The organism is Siphonobacter sp. BAB-5405 (assembly GCF_002872335.1).
GTDB lineage: Bacteria > Bacteroidota > Bacteroidia > Cytophagales > Spirosomataceae > Siphonobacter.
This window is the reverse complement of the sequence record NZ_NJAG01000006.1, coordinates 233,023-250,126: the sequence shown is the minus strand read 5'-3', so window position 1 is coordinate 250,126 and position 17,104 is coordinate 233,023. Positions and strand designations below refer to the sequence as shown.

At 48.5% G+C, this 17,104-nt stretch carries 18 protein-coding genes; 9 read left to right on the top strand and 9 right to left on the bottom strand.

Going from position 1 to position 17,104, the window contains the following annotated elements:
* The first annotated feature begins 94 nt into the window (after positions 1 to 94).
* Both BWI97_RS06275 and BWI97_RS06270 read left to right on the top strand, forming a co-directional pair.
* On the top strand, positions 95 to 1,348 hold the full coding sequence (locus BWI97_RS06275) for a sodium:proton antiporter (RefSeq protein ID WP_102200396.1): 1,254 nt from the start codon (positions 95 to 97) through the stop codon (positions 1,346 to 1,348).
* Between the two features lie 113 nt (positions 1,349 to 1,461).
* A complete protein-coding gene (locus BWI97_RS06270) occupies positions 1,462 to 2,013 on the top strand; it encodes a TlpA disulfide reductase family protein (RefSeq protein WP_102200395.1) in 552 nt (183 codons plus the stop codon).
* Between the two features lie 249 nt (positions 2,014 to 2,262).
* Here the strand turns inward: BWI97_RS06270 and BWI97_RS06265 are convergent, their stop codons facing one another.
* Positions 2,263 to 2,601 carry a cupin domain-containing protein gene (locus BWI97_RS06265; RefSeq protein WP_102200394.1) on the bottom strand — a complete coding sequence of 113 codons (339 nt, stop codon included), beginning with the start codon at positions 2,599 to 2,601 and terminating at the stop codon, positions 2,263 to 2,265.
* A 55-nt stretch (positions 2,602 to 2,656) separates the two neighbouring features.
* On the bottom strand, positions 2,657 to 4,957 hold the full coding sequence (locus BWI97_RS06260) for a glycosyl hydrolase family 28 protein (protein ID WP_102200393.1): 2,301 nt from the start codon (positions 4,955 to 4,957) through the stop codon (positions 2,657 to 2,659).
* A gap of 144 nt (positions 4,958 to 5,101) precedes the next feature.
* Here BWI97_RS06260 and BWI97_RS06255 point away from each other — a divergent pair, with 144 nt between their 5' ends.
* From BWI97_RS06255 to BWI97_RS06245, 3 genes are all read left to right on the top strand, one after another.
* Positions 5,102 to 6,421 carry a M23 family metallopeptidase gene (locus tag BWI97_RS06255; RefSeq protein WP_102200392.1) on the top strand — a complete coding sequence of 440 codons (1,320 nt, stop codon included), beginning with the start codon at positions 5,102 to 5,104 and terminating at the stop codon, positions 6,419 to 6,421.
* A gap of 195 nt (positions 6,422 to 6,616) precedes the next feature.
* On the top strand, positions 6,617 to 7,636 hold the full coding sequence (locus BWI97_RS06250; protein WP_102200391.1) for a hypothetical protein: 1,020 nt from the start codon (positions 6,617 to 6,619) through the stop codon (positions 7,634 to 7,636).
* 50 nt (positions 7,637 to 7,686) lie between these two features.
* Positions 7,687 to 7,938 (top strand): hypothetical protein, encoded by a 252-nt coding sequence (locus BWI97_RS06245; RefSeq protein ID WP_094808649.1) that lies wholly within the window; start codon positions 7,687 to 7,689, stop codon positions 7,936 to 7,938.
* A 676-nt stretch (positions 7,939 to 8,614) separates the two neighbouring features.
* On the opposite strand, the gene ruvB is transcribed toward BWI97_RS06245, so the two are convergent.
* Entirely contained in the window at positions 8,615 to 9,643 is a 1,029-nt protein-coding gene (gene ruvB / locus BWI97_RS06240; protein ID WP_102200390.1) for a Holliday junction branch migration DNA helicase RuvB, read from the bottom strand.
* Between the two features lie 149 nt (positions 9,644 to 9,792).
* On the opposite strand from ruvB, the gene BWI97_RS06235 reads away from it, so the two are divergent.
* From BWI97_RS06235 to BWI97_RS06230, 3 genes are read left to right on the top strand one after another with little or no spacing between them, the layout of a single operon-like run.
* Positions 9,793 to 10,068: a hypothetical protein gene (locus tag BWI97_RS06235; protein WP_094808647.1), complete on the top strand. Its 276-nt coding sequence runs from the start codon at positions 9,793 to 9,795 to the stop codon at positions 10,066 to 10,068.
* A gap of 14 nt (positions 10,069 to 10,082) precedes the next feature.
* Entirely contained in the window at positions 10,083 to 10,253 is a 171-nt protein-coding gene (locus BWI97_RS27595; RefSeq protein ID WP_158242700.1) for a hypothetical protein, read from the top strand.
* Positions 10,250 to 10,879 carry a PD-(D/E)XK nuclease-like domain-containing protein gene (locus tag BWI97_RS06230; RefSeq protein ID WP_158242699.1) on the top strand — a complete coding sequence of 210 codons (630 nt, stop codon included), beginning with the start codon at positions 10,250 to 10,252 and terminating at the stop codon, positions 10,877 to 10,879. The genes BWI97_RS27595 and BWI97_RS06230 overlap by 4 nt, the downstream gene beginning before the upstream one ends.
* Positions 10,880 to 10,945: 66 nt before the next feature.
* Here the strand turns inward: BWI97_RS06230 and BWI97_RS06225 are convergent, their stop codons facing one another.
* The 3 genes from BWI97_RS06225 to BWI97_RS06215 form a co-directional block, all read right to left on the bottom strand.
* Positions 10,946 to 11,494, bottom strand: a complete 549-nt coding sequence (locus tag BWI97_RS06225) for a DUF4385 domain-containing protein (RefSeq protein WP_094808645.1) — start codon at positions 11,492 to 11,494, stop codon at positions 10,946 to 10,948.
* 106 nt (positions 11,495 to 11,600) lie between these two features.
* Complete coding sequence (locus tag BWI97_RS06220) at positions 11,601 to 12,182, bottom strand: type II toxin-antitoxin system VapC family toxin (RefSeq protein WP_141217330.1); 582 nt, start codon at positions 12,180 to 12,182, stop codon at positions 11,601 to 11,603.
* 45 nt (positions 12,183 to 12,227) lie between these two features.
* The gene (locus BWI97_RS06215; protein ID WP_102200388.1) at positions 12,228 to 12,761 is read right to left on the bottom strand and encodes a hypothetical protein; all 534 of its coding nucleotides are present in this window, start codon (positions 12,759 to 12,761) and stop codon (positions 12,228 to 12,230) included.
* A gap of 122 nt (positions 12,762 to 12,883) precedes the next feature.
* Here BWI97_RS06215 and BWI97_RS06210 point away from each other — a divergent pair, with 122 nt between their 5' ends.
* The gene (locus tag BWI97_RS06210; protein ID WP_141217329.1) at positions 12,884 to 13,330 is read left to right on the top strand and encodes a helix-turn-helix transcriptional regulator; all 447 of its coding nucleotides are present in this window, start codon (positions 12,884 to 12,886) and stop codon (positions 13,328 to 13,330) included.
* A 61-nt stretch (positions 13,331 to 13,391) separates the two neighbouring features.
* Here BWI97_RS06210 and BWI97_RS06205 read toward each other — a convergent pair whose 3' ends face one another.
* The 3 genes from BWI97_RS06205 to BWI97_RS06195 all read right to left on the bottom strand — a co-directional run bounded on the left by BWI97_RS06205 (position 13,392) and on the right by BWI97_RS06195 (position 17,050).
* A complete protein-coding gene (locus BWI97_RS06205; protein ID WP_102200387.1) occupies positions 13,392 to 14,087 on the bottom strand; it encodes a hypothetical protein in 696 nt (231 codons plus the stop codon).
* A 127-nt stretch (positions 14,088 to 14,214) separates the two neighbouring features.
* Positions 14,215 to 14,940: a helix-turn-helix transcriptional regulator gene (locus BWI97_RS06200; protein ID WP_094811449.1), complete on the bottom strand. Its 726-nt coding sequence runs from the start codon at positions 14,938 to 14,940 to the stop codon at positions 14,215 to 14,217.
* Positions 14,941 to 15,133: 193 nt separating this feature from the next.
* On the bottom strand, positions 15,134 to 17,050 hold the full coding sequence (locus BWI97_RS06195) for a TonB-dependent siderophore receptor (RefSeq protein WP_102200386.1): 1,917 nt from the start codon (positions 17,048 to 17,050) through the stop codon (positions 15,134 to 15,136).
* Between the last annotated feature and the right edge of the window lie 54 nt (positions 17,051 to 17,104).

Below are 17,104 nucleotides of genomic sequence, written 5' to 3'. Positions count from 1 at the left end.
TTCTAATCCTAAAAGGGCTGGATTCTGTACGCCCGAAAAAACATCTTTCTAGCGTCTACGTTACTTTTTAAGACATACCAACGTCCTTGTATCTATGGAATTATATTACACCTTCTCCGTTCTTATCGTTGTCTCCGCTATTTTTTCCTACCTGAATCTTAGGTTTTTACGGTTGCCGGCTACTATTGGTATCATGGTCATGGCCTTGGTTTCTTCCGTTTTTCTGGTAGGCTTTGGACGCTTCTGGCCGCATTTTTTCGATGATGCCGCCCGCTTTATCAAAGGAGCCAACCTCGAAGAGATTCTCATGGGAGCCATGCTGAACTTCCTGCTCTTTGCCGGGGCCATTCACATTCACATTGGTGATTTGCGGGAAGAAAAACGGTACGTCATTGTATTCTCCACGATCAGCGTTATTCTATCTACCTTACTCGTGGGCGGATTGCTCTACCTTACGCTGGGATTTTTACATATGGATATTCCGCTCATTCAGTGTCTGGTTTTTGGAGCGTTAATCTCTCCTACGGATCCTATTGCGGTACTGAGTATTCTAAAAGCGGCGGGTGTCCCTAAATCTCTGGAAACCAAAATTGCGGGTGAATCGCTCTTTAATGATGGCGTAGCCGTCGTTGTTTTCCTGACGTTGCTGGAAATGGCCCGCGAAAGCAGTACGGAATTTTCACTAGCCTCTATTTCGTTATTACTCGTAAAGGAAGCAGTCGGTGGTCTGCTGGTCGGTCTCATTCTGGGTTTTATTGCTTCCAAATCCATGAAACGTATCGATGACTATAAAGTATCCGTTATGATTACGCTGGCTGTGGTCATGGGTGGTTATCTGCTGGCCCAGGCCATGCACATTTCTGGTCCGCTGACGATGGTAGCGGCTGGTTTAGTGGTCGGTAACTACGGAAAGACGCAGGCGATGTCGGAAATTACGCAGGATTACCTGGAGAAATTCTGGGAACTGATTGATGAAATCATGAATGCCTGTCTGTTCCTGCTCATTGGCTTTGAACTAATTCTGATCCCTGATTTAGGTAAATACTGGCTGGTGGGTACGATTGCCATCGTGATTGTGCTGCTGGCTCGCTGGATTTCCATCGCCGTTCCTTCCCGCATTATTCCGTTTCGGGAAAAACTCGACCGTCAATCGATGGTGATTCTGGTTTGGGGTGGTCTTCGCGGTGGTGTTTCCGTAGCTCTGGCCCTTTCCATTGACAGTCACTTAAACAATGAACTATTTCTATCCATCACCTATTTCGTGGTGGTATTCTCACTCATCGCCCAGGGCCTTACCATTGGCAAGCTAACCAAGCCTACCCATCCTCAGCCCGTCGATGCGATGTAATCACCCAGGATAGCCCGGAAGCCGTAGGGTTTGCTTATCTTTACGCAAGAAGCATGTTGAATAGAAAACTGCTTTGGGGCGATAGACTGGATTAAAAAATAAATAGAGGTTTCATGAACTTGAAAAAAAGTACGGTGTCGGTATTAGCGATGCTCTTCTGTACTACCGGGTTGTTTCTGACGGGTTGTCAGAGTTCACCCAAGGCCGAAAACACCGAAAATAAGACTGCAGAATCGGCTCAAACGGCTACAACCGAGGCGGGTGATTTTCTGCTACAAACGCTCGATGGCAAAACAGTCAATCTTTCGGAATTGAAAGGAAAAGTCGTATTCATGAACGTTTGGGCGACCTGGTGTCCTCCCTGCCGGGCGGAGTTACCAGACATTGAAAAGCTGTACAAAAAAATGCAGGGCAAACCGGTAGAATTTGTGATGCTGACGGTAGACGAAGAGCTTCAGGCCGCCCGTGATTTCATCAAGAAAGAAGGGTATTCCTTTCCCGTGTACGCTCCTACCGGACCACTACCGAAAGCGTTTGAAACGCAGGCGATTCCTGTAACGTTCGTGATCGATGCCAACGGCAAGATTGTAGACCGGAACGAAGGAATGGCTAATTATAACAGTGATGAGTTTGTCGCTCACCTGACTTCGTTATTACCGAAGTAAGGGTTATTTAACTCATAGAAAAAGGGTTACGGAAGGTGTTCCGTAACCCTTTTTCTATGTGGTCCCTGCATTGTATGTGGGGGTATATCCCTTCGGGGTTGGCATACGACTGGTGCAAATAATACCCCGCATTGCATGCGGGGCTAATCAGATTGAACCCCTTCGGGGTTGAAATTACAAACTCCGAAGGAGTTCCATACAACTAGCCATGGGAGCAACCCTTGGTATTTGCACGGGTACCCGTGGCATTTACACAAAGTCCTCCCGCATCGGTGTGAATACATCCACCAGTACCCCCGGCTCGCGGCACACGGCTCCGTGGGGCATATGGGGCGGAATGTAGTAGGCATCGCCCTTCTGTAGCATCTGACGTTCTTCGCCGATGATGATTTCAAATACACCGCTTTCCACGTAGCTCATCTGCGTATGCGGATGCTGATGAATCGTTCCTACCGCTCCCCGCTCGAAATCCACCCTAACCATCATTAAATTGGAATCGTAGCTGAGTACTTTCCGACGTAAGCCTTCACCTACGGTTTCCCAGGAGAGGTCATCAGCTTTCACAAAACGTAATTCTTTCGGATCCATAATTCTCGGAGTTAATCGGCCTCAAAGAAAGGCATTCCTATCCAGAAGGTCCGCCTTAGCGAGCGTCTTCCCGTACTTTTTTAGCCTTGGAAGTATCCGTATGTAACAATTCGACCTGTTTCGAACGGTCTCCCGAAACTTTCAGTAAGAGCGAAGAAGCAGGCGAATACCCGATCCGATCCAGTGTAATCGCCTGACTATTCTGTACCTGCATGACTGGCATCTGTTTGCTCAGTAGCTGTACATTCTTTAACGTAATACGCTGTCCTTCAATACAAACCAATCCTTTATTGGATTCGATTACGGAATTTTCAATCAGAATATCCTGAATATTCATTTCTGGCAAACCCCGTACGAGGATTCCCGTTTCGGCCCCTTTACAAACCACGTTCCGAACGAAAAACCGACGGAATTGCGGCGTACCTTCATTGATGGGCTTGGCTTCGATCGGCAACGGATCGGATTTGTCGCCCGTCTGCGGAACGGGATCTTTTGCCATGTAGTACATATCAAACAAGATGGCTTCGCCGGGAATGCGGGTCATTTGAATATCGGAGATGAACACATCCTCCACAACGCCACCCCGGCCACGCGTAGTTTTGAACCGCAGTCCGACATCCGTTCCCAGAAACGAGCAATTCGATACGAATAGATTCCGGGCACCACCCGACATTTCGCTTCCTACCACAAAACCGCCGTGAGCGTGAAAGACCGTACTGTTGCGAGCGATAACATTTTCGGTCGGTACTCCCCGCTTGCGACCCTCTTCATCACGGCCTGATTTAATACAGATGCCGTCATCCCCTACGTCGAAGGTGCAGCCGTCGATCAGGGCGTTTTTGCAGGATTCCAGATCCAGTCCGTCGCCATTCTGGGCGTACCAGGGATTCCGTACCGTCACGTTTTTCAGCGTAATGTCCTGACATAACAGCGGGTGAACACACCAGGCGGGTGAGTTTTGAATGGTAACGCCTTCCAGCAGAATGTTCTGGCAACGCGTCAGACTCAGCATGTTGGGCCGCAGAAAATCCCGGATTTCTTCGGACTTCTTGAAATCAAAGCCATTCGCCAGACTTACCGCTCCTTTCACTTTAGCCCCTTTGAGTGACTGCTCGGACGGGTACCAGATTTCGCCATCTACGACACCGCCCGAAGCCACGAGTTTCTCCCAGGCGGGCGGGTTCAACTTGCTCTTTTTCACAGCCCGCCAGCCATCTCCGGCTCCATCGATAAAACCTTCGCCCGTAATGGCAATGTCGTGTACGTCGGTAGCACTAATGGGAGCCTGACAACGAATGGCGTCCAGTCCTTCCCAGGTTGTTTTTACCAAGGGATAATCACTTTTACGATCGCTGAATTGCAACAAAGCTCCGCGTTGCAGGTGCAGATTGACGTTGTTTTTCAGGACAATTGGTCCCGTTAACCACAAGCCCGAGGCTATCAGTACCGTGCCGCCACCGGCTTCGCTACAGGTTGTAATGGCTTTATTGATGGCGATAGAATTTAGGGTCTGTCCGTCAGCTTTGGCTCCGTAGTTTTCAATCCGAAAGGTATCTTTCCGGAAAACAGGCTGATAAATCTGGGGAAGTTCGTAGGCCAGCTTTTCCTGAAATGGACTCTTTTTCAGAGCTTTGGCCAATTCCGTTTTCTCTTCCCGCAGGCCATCGGCCACGAGAGCGGCCATATGAGCAGCTCCGTACGCCGAGAAATGCGTATCGTCTTTCACTTCTTTGGGCCGACTGGCAAAGTAGCCGGGCGTATACCACAAAAACAGGCGTTTGGAGGGTTCTACGCCCATGGTTTGCAGCAGTTGACGGCTTTTTTGGTGCAAATCAACCAAGGGTACTTTTTGCTGTTGAGCCACGGCTTTTACTGCCGCCGGATAGTCGCCGTGCGTATCCTGAACCGTTCCTTTTTCGTCAAACCGGCGACGCATCACGGGCGTAATCAATACGGGATAAGCTCCCTTCGCTTTCGTTTCCCGGATAAAACGGGTCAGGTTTTCGCGGTACGTCGTTTGCGGATCGGCATATCGGGTGGAATCTTCCTTTTTTTCATCGTTGTGCCCAAACTGAATCAGTACCCAGTCACCCGCGTGCAGCTCATCCAGCACCTTCTTCCAGCGGCCTTCGTTGATGAAACTTTTCGTACTGCGACCATTAACGGCGTGATTACGAACCACTACGGTTTCATCCAGAAATTCGGGCAGCATTTGTCCCCAACCCCGTTCGGGGTCCTGTGGATTCGGTTTAGTAGCCAGGGTCGAATCGCCAATCAGGAAGACCTGCTTGCGGGAATCGAGGGTTTGAAACGAGAGACTAACCAGCAAACTGGCAAAAACAAGGATTTTCTTCATAGCATCGATACAGCATCATTCGCTATAAAGACGCGATCCGGTGAACGCATCCCTAGCCTGACCCGAAAAACCATCCTGATTTTGGCCCTTTTCTCTGGCATTCTCTTTTCTGGGATATCCGTCTGATTATTTCAAAGTATAGCCATGAAATCATATACGCTGGTCACGCTGCTGCTGCTTAGTTTGCTGAGTGCCTGTAAAAAACCAAGTACGATCATTCAGGGACTCCTGGGTGAACAATCGCCCCGTGACACTTACGTCCGTACCTTACGCAAACAGGGCATGCTTGAAACAGAAGCCGTACAGCAGTGGCTTCATGCGGGCGAAACGGCCCTCCGCGATTCATTGATTATTTCACTACCATTTCGGGAAGACGGCGTATTTCCGGCGGGTGGTCAGCGGGTGTTTACGTACCAGTTTACCCTACCCGCGGGTCGGCGGCTGGAAGTCCAGCTGAACAGTACGGATAGTTTGTACTTTCTCGACTTGTTTCAGCTCCGGGAAAATGCCTCGCCTCAACGTCTGGCGTATGTATCGGAGAAAAACCGAATCCTCCGCTGGGAGGCGACGGACGATACGCCGCTTTTGCTCCGCCTGCAACCGCAGCTCTCACAACCCGAAGGTGAGTTTTCGCTTCGTTTACGGACGGAACCCCTGCTGGCTTTCCCCGTTGCCGGAAAATCCGCCCAACACATTATTAGTTTCTGGGGAGCCGCCCGCGATGGCGGAGCCCGCTCACATGAGGGAATTGACGTGATTGCTCCTCGCGGTACGCCCCTGCTGGCTTCGGTGCCGGGTTACGTCACTCGCACGGGTACGAATCCGCTGGGAGGTAACGTCGTACATCTTTCCGCCGATGGCTTGAATCTCTCGCTCTACTACGCTCACCTCGACCAGCAGTTGGTTCAGTCCGGGCAACGCGTACGAGCGGGCGATACGCTGGGAACGGTTGGCAATACGGGCAACGCCATCACGACGGCTCCGCACCTGCATTTTGGAATTTATCGCTCAGGCGGGGCGGTTGATCCACTCCCGTACGTACAGGCTCCGGAATTTCCCGCCGCTACGGTTTCCAAACGATCCGCCGATACCTTGCGAACCCGGGAAGCGACCGCCCTCTTCAGTAGTTTGCCCCCGTCGCGTACGACCCGACAACGGTTGCCCCGACACGCGATCGTATGGGTGGAAGCGGCCACCAAGGGATACTTCCGCGTACAGACGCCCGAAGGGCAGCGAGGGTATGTACTCGCCAGCAGTATTCAGCCTACGGATAAACGGCTCAGTCGACGGAAACTTACGACGATGGAAATCTTCCGGGAAAACCTCACGGAAGCCGTAGCGGATACACTTCCTAAAGGAACGACTATCGACGTACTGGGCACTGCTGCCGCCCACGAATTCATTCGCTTGTCGGACGGACGACGGGGCTGGATTCCGACGATTTCTGACGTAAAAACGCTCTGATTTTCGCTTGAATAAGCGTCCGATTCGACCCGCCAGAATCCTGTTTTTTTGAAGTCAGAAAAATATTTCAAAATCGCAAAAAATATCGTATTAAAATATTGATTATCAGATTACTATCTCCTACAAAATAATTATCTTTAAGGAACATAAGTCTAGTAAAGGATGTTCTATTAATCCATAAGCCTCCTTGAAAAAATGCAAGAAAATAATCAGTCCTTAGCGATACATCAGGAAGAGGACGAGCAGTGGAAACAGTCCATTGCCGCCCGCGTTTTTCTGAACCACTTTTTTGGTATTCACTACCACATCCGGCATACGGAAGATAATAGCAAATTAGCTGATCTGGATCGATTCCGTACCTACGCTCCCCGTATGAACGAGGCAAGTCTGGACATGACCAAGCGGATGTTACTGAATGCCTGGAATACCGAATACGCTCTGCGGAATACCGCCTCCATGGGTGATGATTCGTTTTTGTCGAATGCCTTACACTGGACCTTCCCCCAGGCCTATTACTGCGTGTGGTATAGCCTGCGGGCTTTTCTGGCTACCCAAGGCGTACTGACCAACGACGAGATGAACATTCGCCGACGTACCAGTCGACTGGTCGCTAATTCATACTACCCCCGTTACCTAAGCTTTACTGCCGACGGTCCGCTGGATCATTATCATGTGCACCGACTGCCGCGTGGACATCGGAAACCGGGTTTGTTACTGGCAGATACGCCGTTTGAAGCCCAGGCTCAGGTAGGACAGTTTTTGCGTACGACGCGGACCCTACAGCTCCGTTCGCTACGGCAGAAATTACAGACCAACCCTGCTATTGCTTTACGGAGTGAACGTACGGGTAAGATTCTGGAAAAATTCAGTCAGCGAAACTGGCAGGAACTCTCCGACCGGGTTGGTTTAACAACGTTTCTGGATTTGTTTTCGCGACTCCGGATTTCCTCTACGAATCGCGAGATAGAACGTTTCGTGAATATTGACCTGGATTTTAAGCTTTTCAATGTATGTCTGCTTGACATCGTGGACCATATCAACGCCGTACACGAAGCGTATGTAGTGAAAGCGATGGGTGTAGCGGCGTACCGTGAGTTTCTGGCTACGTTGCCCGAATACTTACAGAACAGTTTTGTCCAAAGACGTTTTACCGAGCGGATTCGGCCCGAAATAGATACACGGTTGTTTCCGTTATCAGGCCAGATTGCGGCCTGAGCAAGTAAACCCGAAATAGATTGTAACCCTACTCAACCCAGTTAACAGCCATGACTCAGGAAACCATTTTTATGAAATCAAAAGGCGGTGGCCAGTATTTTAAATGCCAGGGTGACGAAGTGAAGATTATCTGTTTGTATGAGTTTAATCCGCTCGTTGAACGGACTCGTATGCGTCCGGACACGCTGGGCAAACTGGCCTGCGATCCCTGTACAGAAAGTGAATTCAGAGAAGCCGAAATGCGAGTGGCCCGCCTGTTGGATTTACCCGTAGTCTTAAGCGAAACGACCAACCGAGCGTAAGACGATGAATCGCCAGCCGTACCTGTTAGCGTACGGCTGGTGGCGAATAAAATCCAGCCCACTAATCCTTACTTTATTTTCTTATTTGTTGATCCTTTTAGATTCTTAAAAAAATTTAATTTGCTTTTATTAGTACTCTAATCTTCTTCTTTTCAGAATCTATTATCCTCTTTTTTTCAAACAAAAAGCGTCGATATTAAAAACATCGACGCTTCTACTTTACATAAATTGAAGCTAAGCCGCCAAACTTACTTCAATTAAATCTCCTGTTTAAAAGGAGACGTGCAAAAGTAGGCAATCAGCTTCTATTCGTAGCAGTTATCAATGATCAATTTTTAAATTAAACTTAAAAAAATACGGTTATTGAGGCTCTGCTTTATATTCATACATTTATACGCTGAACATTTTAATGATTGATAAGGCTTGTATGACTTAATGAACTATCATTATTTAAGCCTCATACTAGTTTTCAATACTTCGTCTTTTATGTTAGGTATAATTTCCTAATAAATCCTTAATTACCTGTCTGGTTTATGTTTGATTAAATTTACATTTCTGGTAATTCAATCTTTTAAAATCAGCTCAGGTGATACAAAAAAAAAGAGTCGGTAATACCAACTCTTTTTACCTGTTCTTTTCCTGAAATTCAGATTACTACTAAGCTTCAAAATCCTTTTTAAGCAGCGATTTGAAAGGCGTTTGTCTTTGTAGGAAAATCAAAACCTAAATGACGATACGCTTTTTCGGTAGCTTCCCGACCCCGGGGTGTACGCATTAGGTATCCTTCCTGAATGAGGAACGGTTCATATACTTCTTCAATCGTCTCCGCTTCATCCCCGATAGCCGTGGCAATGGTGGAAAGACCTACCGGACCTCCCTTGAATTTCTCAATAATCGCCAGTAGGATCCGGTTGTCCATTTCGTCCAGCCCTCCCTCATCTACTTCCAGGGCTTTCAAAGACAGCGAGGCTATATCCCGCGTAATGATTCCATTCCCCAGGACCTGAGCAAAGTCACGCGTACGACGCAGCAGGTTATTGGCAATCCGCGGCGTACCCCGACTCCGGCGAGCCAGCTCCATGGCTCCTTCCGGCTCGATGGGCGTACCCAACATGGTCGAAGAACGGGTAATAATGCTGGACAACAAATCCGCGTCGTAGTATTCCAGTCGGCAGTTGATACCAAACCGGGCCCGTAACGGTGAGGTAAGCAGCCCCGCCCGCGTCGTGGCTCCAATCAAAGTAAAAGGATTTAAACCGATTTGTACGGTTCGGGAGTTAGGCCCGGAATCGAGCAAAATATCAATCCGGTAATCTTCCATGGCCGAGTACAGGTACTCTTCTACCACAGGATTGAGCCGGTGAATCTCATCAATGAACAGTACGTCGCCCGTTTGTAAGGTAGTTAGCACGCCCGTCAGATCACTGGGCTTTTCCAGTACGGGTCCAGTGGTTGCTTTCAGTCCGGCTCCCATCTCGTTAGCCAGAATGTGAGAGAGCGTCGTTTTGCCCAGACCCGGAGGTCCGTGTAACAATACATGGTCGAGCGTTTCGCCGCGTTGCTTCGCCGCCTGAACGAAAATCTTCAGGTTCTCCAGCACTTTTTCCTGACCCGTAAAGTCGTCGAACGAGAGGGGACGCAACGCCCGCTCAAATTCCCGATCGGCATCCTTCACCGTTTTCTGACGAACAATATTTTCTTCCATCGGTGATTATCTTTTTTATTCAAATATACCCAAACATTTGCATAGTTGCCAGCATTAAAAGTAAAAAACTGAAATAAAATCTATTTTTTTGAGTCAATTATTCAACTATTTATGTATATTTGTATATCAACTATTGACCATTCCACGCGATGATTATTCAACGAGATTTGTTCTATCAGACGCCCGATGGCGAACATTTTTTCCGTCAGGAAGACGGTTTTGTAACGATCGTAGCGTACCGGGAAGAGTGTCCGGCCATTCAGCGGCTTCGGTACTGGCCCGGTATGTTGTACGCCTATGGCTGCGTACCTACTTCAGCCGCTGCGTACGCCCACGCGTTCAATCAGACCGAGGCGTTGTTACGTAATATGGCTCCGAAAGTGGCCGATGAAATTCCATTCACGCCGGGTAAAATTGCCTCTTAATTTCAGCCACCCGTATGTCTAATAAATCATTCGCATTGCTCTGTATTCGTCAGGACGTAGCCCGGCATGGGCACTTGACGCCCGAGGGAATGAGGATCTATCGGGATTGTAAACTTACGGCCCGCGAATTATCGCAGGCTACTTCACAGGGACTGGAATTATATCAGCAATGGAGACGAAAATGAATGAAGAAAGTTACCGGCAGATTCGCCGGATCTCGAATAGCGACCTAAGCCGCTTTCGGGATTACTTATTTGGTAAGAAATCGTATATCCCTCCCCGTACTGCCACTTTTGGCCGGGCTTTGCACGCAACGCTACTGGAGCCGAACGTTCCGCAAATTGAAGTACATACCGCAGACCAGGAACGACTGGCTTTACTAGAGAAGAATCTGCGTTCCCATAAAGCGTTTAACTGGTACCGTCAGTACTCCAAAAAGGAGCACGCTCAGTTATTTACGGATTCGGCTACGGATTTACTCTGCAAGGCTCGTCTGGATATGGTGTATCAAAACCGGGTCGTACTGGATTTGAAGACTACTTCAGCCCGTTCGTATCAGGACTTTATCAGTCAGTGTCATAATCTGGAGTATGACCGGCAGGCGGCCTTTTATCTGGATAGCCTGGGAGGTACGGGGAAGCAGTTTATTTTCGTAGGCGTTCAGAAGAAAGAACCGTACGATATTTTCTGGTTTGAAACAACGTCGGAATTTCTGGCAGAGGGTCGTAAGAAGTATCAGTTTCTGCTGGAAACCTGGAAAGAAGTAAACTTTGATTTCAATCAGGGTGAGCCCTGGCGTCTGGTTGCCTGATTATCAACGATCGCTCGATCGTTCTTCCCGAAGGCTTAGGGCTTTCGGGAAGATTTTCAACTTCGGCTACTTCCCTCTTACGTACTTTTCGTTAAAGGCTTCTTTTTGCTTCAGGTATTCCGGGTGCTGACGGGCCTGATCCCAGTACGCTTTAAAGACCGTGGCGGCCTTTGCTTTTTCGCTGGTCAACGCATCTTCCTCCTGCGGACGGAGCGGATTTTTCTTGTGAATACTTCCGGAAGAATACGGATACGCCCGGGTTTCGGGTTCATAATCGCTTTCCTGTTCCGTGTACTTTTTTCCGCTGGCATGGTTGGCGTATCGTCGGGCTCGCGTAAAGCCCATTTGTAAATACTTCCGGGCCATATCTGCTCCCACAAAATCCTGCTCGGCCAGATACGTTTCAAATTTTTTATAAATCGCTTCCGCCGATTCCTGAGCAATGGCTTCGGTCCGAAATCGCCACAGGGGCAGGATTTCTGATTTATAGGGTTCGACTAGCAATACCCCCTGCTCTCCTACGCCTACGCGATACAATTCCGGATGCTCCCGAAAATTGGTTTTCCGAAAGTCCAGATCATACTGAAAGGCTTTTTTCGACGGTTTCTTTTCCATTTTTCCTAAAGGCTGATACCCTGCCTAGCAAAAAAAGCGGCCCAGCCTGAAACAGACCGGGCCTAGTTAGGTATAGGTGGGTAGAATAAACAATTTGCTGCAAGGCTTACCAAAGCTGTTTCACTCCCTGCGAACGGTATAACTCATAATGGCCGTCGGGGGAAATCAGCGTTGCTCCGGTTGCCAGGGCCTGAGCAGCCAGCCAGCCGCAGGTAATGCGTTTTGTCGGGGCGGTCAGAGCCGTCAGATTACGGTATTTTTCAAGGGCCTGGGCATCCATAGGTAGTAACTGTAACTTATAGTGATTCATGACCTGTTGCATGAACTCACCAAAGTTGACCCGGATTCCGTACAAGCCCTGTTTCATTTTTTCAGCCAGCTCGAGCCAGGAACATTCACTAACGAAACACACCGTACCCGGCTCGTTAATGGCAACCACGGCCGTTTGAGAAAGGCGGTACGCGTCACGAATGAGATAATCCAGCGTCGGTGTATCGAGTAGCAACCGCGTTGGCCAGCGTTTAGGCTCTTTGTACTCGTGCTTGAGGGCCTGAACTTCCTGCCAAACCTGCGGCGAAACTTTTTCAATAAGATCTTTAGGCACCTTCGTTACTTTACGCGAACGACTAGCGACTGAAGCCATTGCTTCAACGGGAAGAACCGGCGATGGGGTTATTTTTGAAGGCATGGCTTACTTCTTTTTGGTACTCAGTTAGTTAAAACAATCTATAGACTAGGCCCGTTGGGGGTAGGCCGTATTTTTCTCGGAAAAACTGCCATGAAAACGTTCCAGGTATTCAGCCCGCCGCTCGAAGTGACTATGCAGCAGCTGCACAATGCGGCGACGGCTTAACGGTCTACGCCAACGACTCACGCGTGAACGTACTTCCTTAAACGCCACCACAAATTCACGGTAACTTTCGTAGGGAAACTGCTGAGCCAATTCTTCGGCCAGCGAGCTAATCTGAGCAGGCAGCAACCGACAGTCTGCCTGAGCAGCTATCGATAAGTCAGCCAGGGTTACACACAAAAGCTTTACTACCGTATCTTTTCCCAGCTTTCGCCCGATTTCACTACACTTGGGAAAACGCCAGGCTGTACCAAAGGTGGAATTTTCCCGTAAGTGTTCATATAATTCCAGCATACTTGTCGAAGGCGTAGCTGCCTGACGTATGCTCAGGGATGTCAGGCCCTGCAACAATTGGTGCTCCACCGAAGGTTGCGAGGACAAGCGGCCCAGTATCGGTTCAGAATGAAGTTTGATCATTTCAGAATCAGGAACTATTCCCGTTATTTTAGAAACATCAAAAATTTGTTGAGCAGTTGACGCAAGAATTTAAAAAACGATTGACTACTTTTGCTGCACGCCACAACAACTCTTGCATCACTATGGAATCATCTTCAATGACGACTATCTACGAAAGACTCTCTCACCTCATCCAGCTCAAGAAGCTGACGCCTTATCGTTTCAGTCAGGAACTAGGGTTTTCGAAACCCGCTAAATTGTACTCGATTCTTAAGGGGAAAACGCAGCCCAGCTACGATACCCTTACTTCCATTGCCACGGTTTACCATGACCTGGACTGTAACTGGTTACTTCGTGGCACGGGTCAGACGTACATCACGCTTACGCCTGTAGTACCTTCTGAAAGCATTAATGCGGAAACGGAAGGCCCCTTACTCGGCGTGGAATTACTACAAAAACAAATTCAATTCCTTGAAAAACAGGTCAGTGACCGTGATGAAGTGATTGCTCTACTGAAAGAACAAATCATCGTTTTACGTGACGTGATTAATCGACTTAAGCCCGTTAACGAAAACGTTACGCTTTCCTAGAAAGTCCGCCTCTTCTCTCCTGCACCTATCTTTTTTCACAGGCGGACTTTCTAGTTCACGTTTAAGCAGCACTCGAGCCCAATTGCTTCACTGGTTCGGGTAATGATACCACTTCGGGCTCCGGTAAGCGGTTATAGTATTTGGAAACAATCCGGTGCATCGCTGAATCCGTCAGCGTTTCTGCCCGGTATAAATGATGGTCACGGGCAAAGTCACGATACTGACGTACGTTCTCGATTTCACCGGACCGATACGAAAACCGAGCAATGTACCAGGATTTTCCTGAGTCCATTTTACTGGTCACCTTTTCGGGTTTGATGGTGATAATCAGATCACAAAGCGTTTTTCTTTCGTAAAAAACGGGTTGCATCATCCGATACAGCTCCGATACCGACGTATTGTTGAACATCAGAGACGCTACGCAATGATCGGCGTCAATAAAGAAAAACTCCGCCCACACTTCTCGTTCGCTTCGCGTAAATAACGTATCCTCAAAAATCCGGTAAGCAATCGGCTGAAACGAAAATTCCGTAATTGGCTTGCCAATGGAATCGGTCAGGATGCGTTCGCCGTATAAATTGAATTGTCCATTCTGACCATTGAAACGGTATTCCCGCGGGTGACCTTCCAGATACAGAAATTTACTTTCCGTAACCAGAGCACCCGTTTCTTCGTCTACGCGTTCAATTTCATAAGACTTGAGTTTCTGAGCGGGCTGACCCAACTGCACCGTATCAGTTGAAAGGGATGAATTCATAGGAACAGTGATTAATTTGCGACTTCCTTAAGTCTATATCTTTTGTACAAATATAAAACATAAATTTAGTTTTATACAAAAAATAAAGACATTTAGTTAAAAAAATTATTCACTGTCCCTACAAAACTCAAGCCGGAAATTTGTTCTCGAAAAACCCGGCAAATCGCCACAATTCTTTAATGTCTTCCCGACGGACCGGATACGGAGCAAAACGTTCGTTGAGTGACTTCAGCACCAGTACGCCCGTTTCGGCCAGGTAGTTATAAACCATTTTCAGCACTACCCCTTCATTCTTCGTTACTACCAGGCAAATACTGCCGTTCTTCACGCTTTCCCAACTTTCGATGTATTCACCGAATACCACCGCACCATCCCGCAAGGGAGGCATTGATTCACCTTCGTAGGGGAAAGCCCGGTATTTACGATCACGAGCCAGAAAAGGCAAGTGAAACGTGGGGAGTTTACCAATGAAGTCGATGTCGCCATATCCCTCAGCATAACCACCCAGAGCCTTCACGTGTACAAACTCTACGTTTTCCTGATCCTGGGGATCCACAGTTGTGGCCAGTACCCGCAGCTCAGGAATTTTAGGCATGTTCAGTGGCTCCTTACTTAAATCCTTTCGGAGGATGTCATCTACGCTTACCTGAAAAAAGTCAGCAACTTTAATCAGATCACCGTAGCGGGGTTCTGCCCGACCGGACTCGTATGCCGCCCAGGTCGATTTCTTCAGTCCTAATTCATCCGCCAGCCGTTGTTGGGATACGCGTCCTTCCAATCGGCTACGTAGCTGAACCAGATTCCGGGCAAAAAAATCATTTTGCGTCAGCTCTTGAGCAGAAGTATTATCCATTTTTTTTAGTCAATTCGTATACCTTTTGAACAAAGATAGCGGAATTATCTCGTAACGAGCAAGAAACGTATACAATTTTTACTTTATATCGTCTCTCTTTTTTAGCAAACGGTTTTTATATGTTCACCAACGGTAGCCATAAAGCCAAAAAAAGGCTGGTAGTGCTACCAGCCTTTTACTTCAAAATCTCTTTTTACAAGGTCAGGGCTATTCCGCCGGTGAGCCAGCGACCGGGTTGCTGGACGAAGCCATGTTCGTAATACGTCTGATTAATCAGGTTATTTACGTCGGCAAAAAGCCGGAACTTGGGTTGCGTCCAGGACAATCGCGTATCGACCAGATGAATCGTTGCGTAGGGCTGCGGCGGCGTACTGGCATCCCACTGATAGTCGCCTTCGCGTTTTTTGAGCGTGTACCAGGCATCCAGCGTAAGGTTTTTAGCCAGTCGAACATTCGCACCCAGGCTTAGCTTGTGCCGCAAATAGTTAAGTGTGTAAAAGGACTGGAAGTTAATCTGCTTTTGATCCGCCGAGATGTACGCGTAGTTAAAGGTTAGTCGCTGCAGCCAGTAATCGGGCTTGTTCACTACCTGGCTCATCTGCAACGCGTACGCCATTTCCACGCCGAAGGTATTCAGGTTGCGAATATTCTCAATCCGCGGCACGGCCTGATCAGGACGTTTGATTTTATCGATGGCCGTACTGCTCTGCCGGTAAAACGCCGAAAGCGTCAGTTGATCCACAGCCGTAAAACGCTTGGTACCCACTTCGTAACTCCAGGCTTTTTCGGGCTGTACGTTCGGATCGGCGATTACCGTGGAAGAATTCAGGTACATTTCCGTAAACGTCGGGTAACGCACCGCCCGGTTGGCACTGGCGTATACATTCACGCGGTCCGTTAGGGTATAGGAAAGATCGACGCCCGGATACCATTCGTTGCCAAACTGTGAATTCAGGTTAAACAGCGTACCCGCGACCAAGGTCAGACGTTCCCAGCGTTTGAGGTGCTCCAGATACACATTCACGTTATCGCGATCTTTACCGAAGGTGTACTTCTGACCGAAGAAAGCGGGTACGGCTTTGGGCTTAGCCAGAGCATCCCCCAGGCGATTACTGATGATACTCTCCCGCCGCCACTCGGCTCCGAAGGACGTAGTGCCCCAGGCGTGGGTCCAGCGGTTCCGCCATTCGATATTGTATACGTTGGTCTGGTGGAAGTTTACCGAAGCGAGTTTGGTTTCGCGGTAGTTATCAAAGTCATACAAATCAAAATGCCGCCGCCAGGAACCGGTCAGATTTGAGTACCACTGGCGAGTGAGTTGCCGGTCAGCCTGAGCGACTACAAAATACTGCTTGACCTGTTCGTACTGGTTGTAAAACTTGGGATGATAAAAGTTAGAGGCTCCAAACTGATTATCCATGAAGCCCCCCTGCAGGGCCAGCGTTGTTTTATTCAGCGACAAAGCCGTCCGTCCGTACAGGTTGTGGCGGTCGAAAGCGGTATTGTGAGCGTACCCATCACTGTGAATTTTCTCAGCGGCCACCAGCGTGGATTGTTTCTCGGTAGTTAGTCCCACCGACGTATTCAGCTGGTACAACCCATATTCTCCCCCGGCCAGCCCCACATTGACCTGGCTCGGCTGATTTTTCTTCGTGATAATGTTGATTACGCCGGAAAACGCACTTGGCCCAAATACCCGCGAAGCTCCGCCCTGCAAAATCTCAATTTTCTCAATCGTCGATAAGGGAAAGGGCAAATTCAGCGAATGGTGGCCCGTTTGCGGGTCGTTCATCTTGATACCATCGACCAGAATCAGCGTTTGATCAAAATTACCCCCGCGAATACTCACATCGGCCTGTACGCCCAGCGGGGCCCGCGAACGTACGTCCACGTTAAGAGCGTACTGCAAAATACCATCGAGTGTCTTCACCGGAGCTTTTTCAATATCCTGAGCCGTAATGACGGTGACGTTACGGGCAGTTTTGCGAATTTCGGTTGATTGTAAATTGGCTGTAACCGTTACTTCGGATAAACCAACGGTTTTCGTACTATCCTGAGCCTGGGAAAGAAAAGGAACCAAAAAAGTAACGCTTATAAATATACGTTTCATGCAATAGCTTAGCTTCTCCGTACGTACAGCGGTATTCGATGGATTGCAACCAGC

What these genes read in the sequence shown, in the direction of transcription:
- BWI97_RS06235 (WP_094808647.1), top strand. Translation starts at nt 9,793, where the DNA reads ATGATTATTCAACGAGATTTGTTCTATCAGACGCCCGATGGCGAACAT.
- BWI97_RS06195 (WP_102200386.1), bottom strand. Translation starts at nt 17,050, where the DNA reads ATGAAACGTATATTTATAAGCGTTACTTTTTTGGTTCCTTTTCTTTCC.
- BWI97_RS06220 (WP_141217330.1), bottom strand. Translation starts at nt 12,182, where the DNA reads ATGCCTTCAAAAATAACCCCATCGCCGGTTCTTCCCGTTGAAGCAATG.
- BWI97_RS06250 (WP_102200391.1), top strand. Translation starts at nt 6,617, where the DNA reads ATGCAAGAAAATAATCAGTCCTTAGCGATACATCAGGAAGAGGACGAG.
- BWI97_RS06200 (WP_094811449.1), bottom strand. Translation starts at nt 14,940, where the DNA reads ATGGATAATACTTCTGCTCAAGAGCTGACGCAAAATGATTTTTTTGCC.
- BWI97_RS06230 (WP_158242699.1), top strand. Translation starts at nt 10,250, where the DNA reads ATGAATGAAGAAAGTTACCGGCAGATTCGCCGGATCTCGAATAGCGAC.
- BWI97_RS06265 (WP_102200394.1), bottom strand. Translation starts at nt 2,601, where the DNA reads ATGGATCCGAAAGAATTACGTTTTGTGAAAGCTGATGACCTCTCCTGG.
- BWI97_RS06215 (WP_102200388.1), bottom strand. Translation starts at nt 12,761, where the DNA reads ATGATCAAACTTCATTCTGAACCGATACTGGGCCGCTTGTCCTCGCAA.
- ruvB (WP_102200390.1), bottom strand. Translation starts at nt 9,643, where the DNA reads ATGGAAGAAAATATTGTTCGTCAGAAAACGGTGAAGGATGCCGATCGG.
- BWI97_RS06275 (WP_102200396.1), top strand. Translation starts at nt 95, where the DNA reads ATGGAATTATATTACACCTTCTCCGTTCTTATCGTTGTCTCCGCTATT.
- BWI97_RS06255 (WP_102200392.1), top strand. Translation starts at nt 5,102, where the DNA reads ATGAAATCATATACGCTGGTCACGCTGCTGCTGCTTAGTTTGCTGAGT.
- BWI97_RS06270 (WP_102200395.1), top strand. Translation starts at nt 1,462, where the DNA reads ATGAACTTGAAAAAAAGTACGGTGTCGGTATTAGCGATGCTCTTCTGT.
- BWI97_RS06245 (WP_094808649.1), top strand. Translation starts at nt 7,687, where the DNA reads ATGACTCAGGAAACCATTTTTATGAAATCAAAAGGCGGTGGCCAGTAT.
- BWI97_RS27595 (WP_158242700.1), top strand. Translation starts at nt 10,083, where the DNA reads ATGTCTAATAAATCATTCGCATTGCTCTGTATTCGTCAGGACGTAGCC.
- BWI97_RS06210 (WP_141217329.1), top strand. Translation starts at nt 12,884, where the DNA reads ATGGAATCATCTTCAATGACGACTATCTACGAAAGACTCTCTCACCTC.
- BWI97_RS06225 (WP_094808645.1), bottom strand. Translation starts at nt 11,494, where the DNA reads ATGGAAAAGAAACCGTCGAAAAAAGCCTTTCAGTATGATCTGGACTTT.
- BWI97_RS06205 (WP_102200387.1), bottom strand. Translation starts at nt 14,087, where the DNA reads ATGAATTCATCCCTTTCAACTGATACGGTGCAGTTGGGTCAGCCCGCT.
- BWI97_RS06260 (WP_102200393.1), bottom strand. Translation starts at nt 4,957, where the DNA reads ATGAAGAAAATCCTTGTTTTTGCCAGTTTGCTGGTTAGTCTCTCGTTT.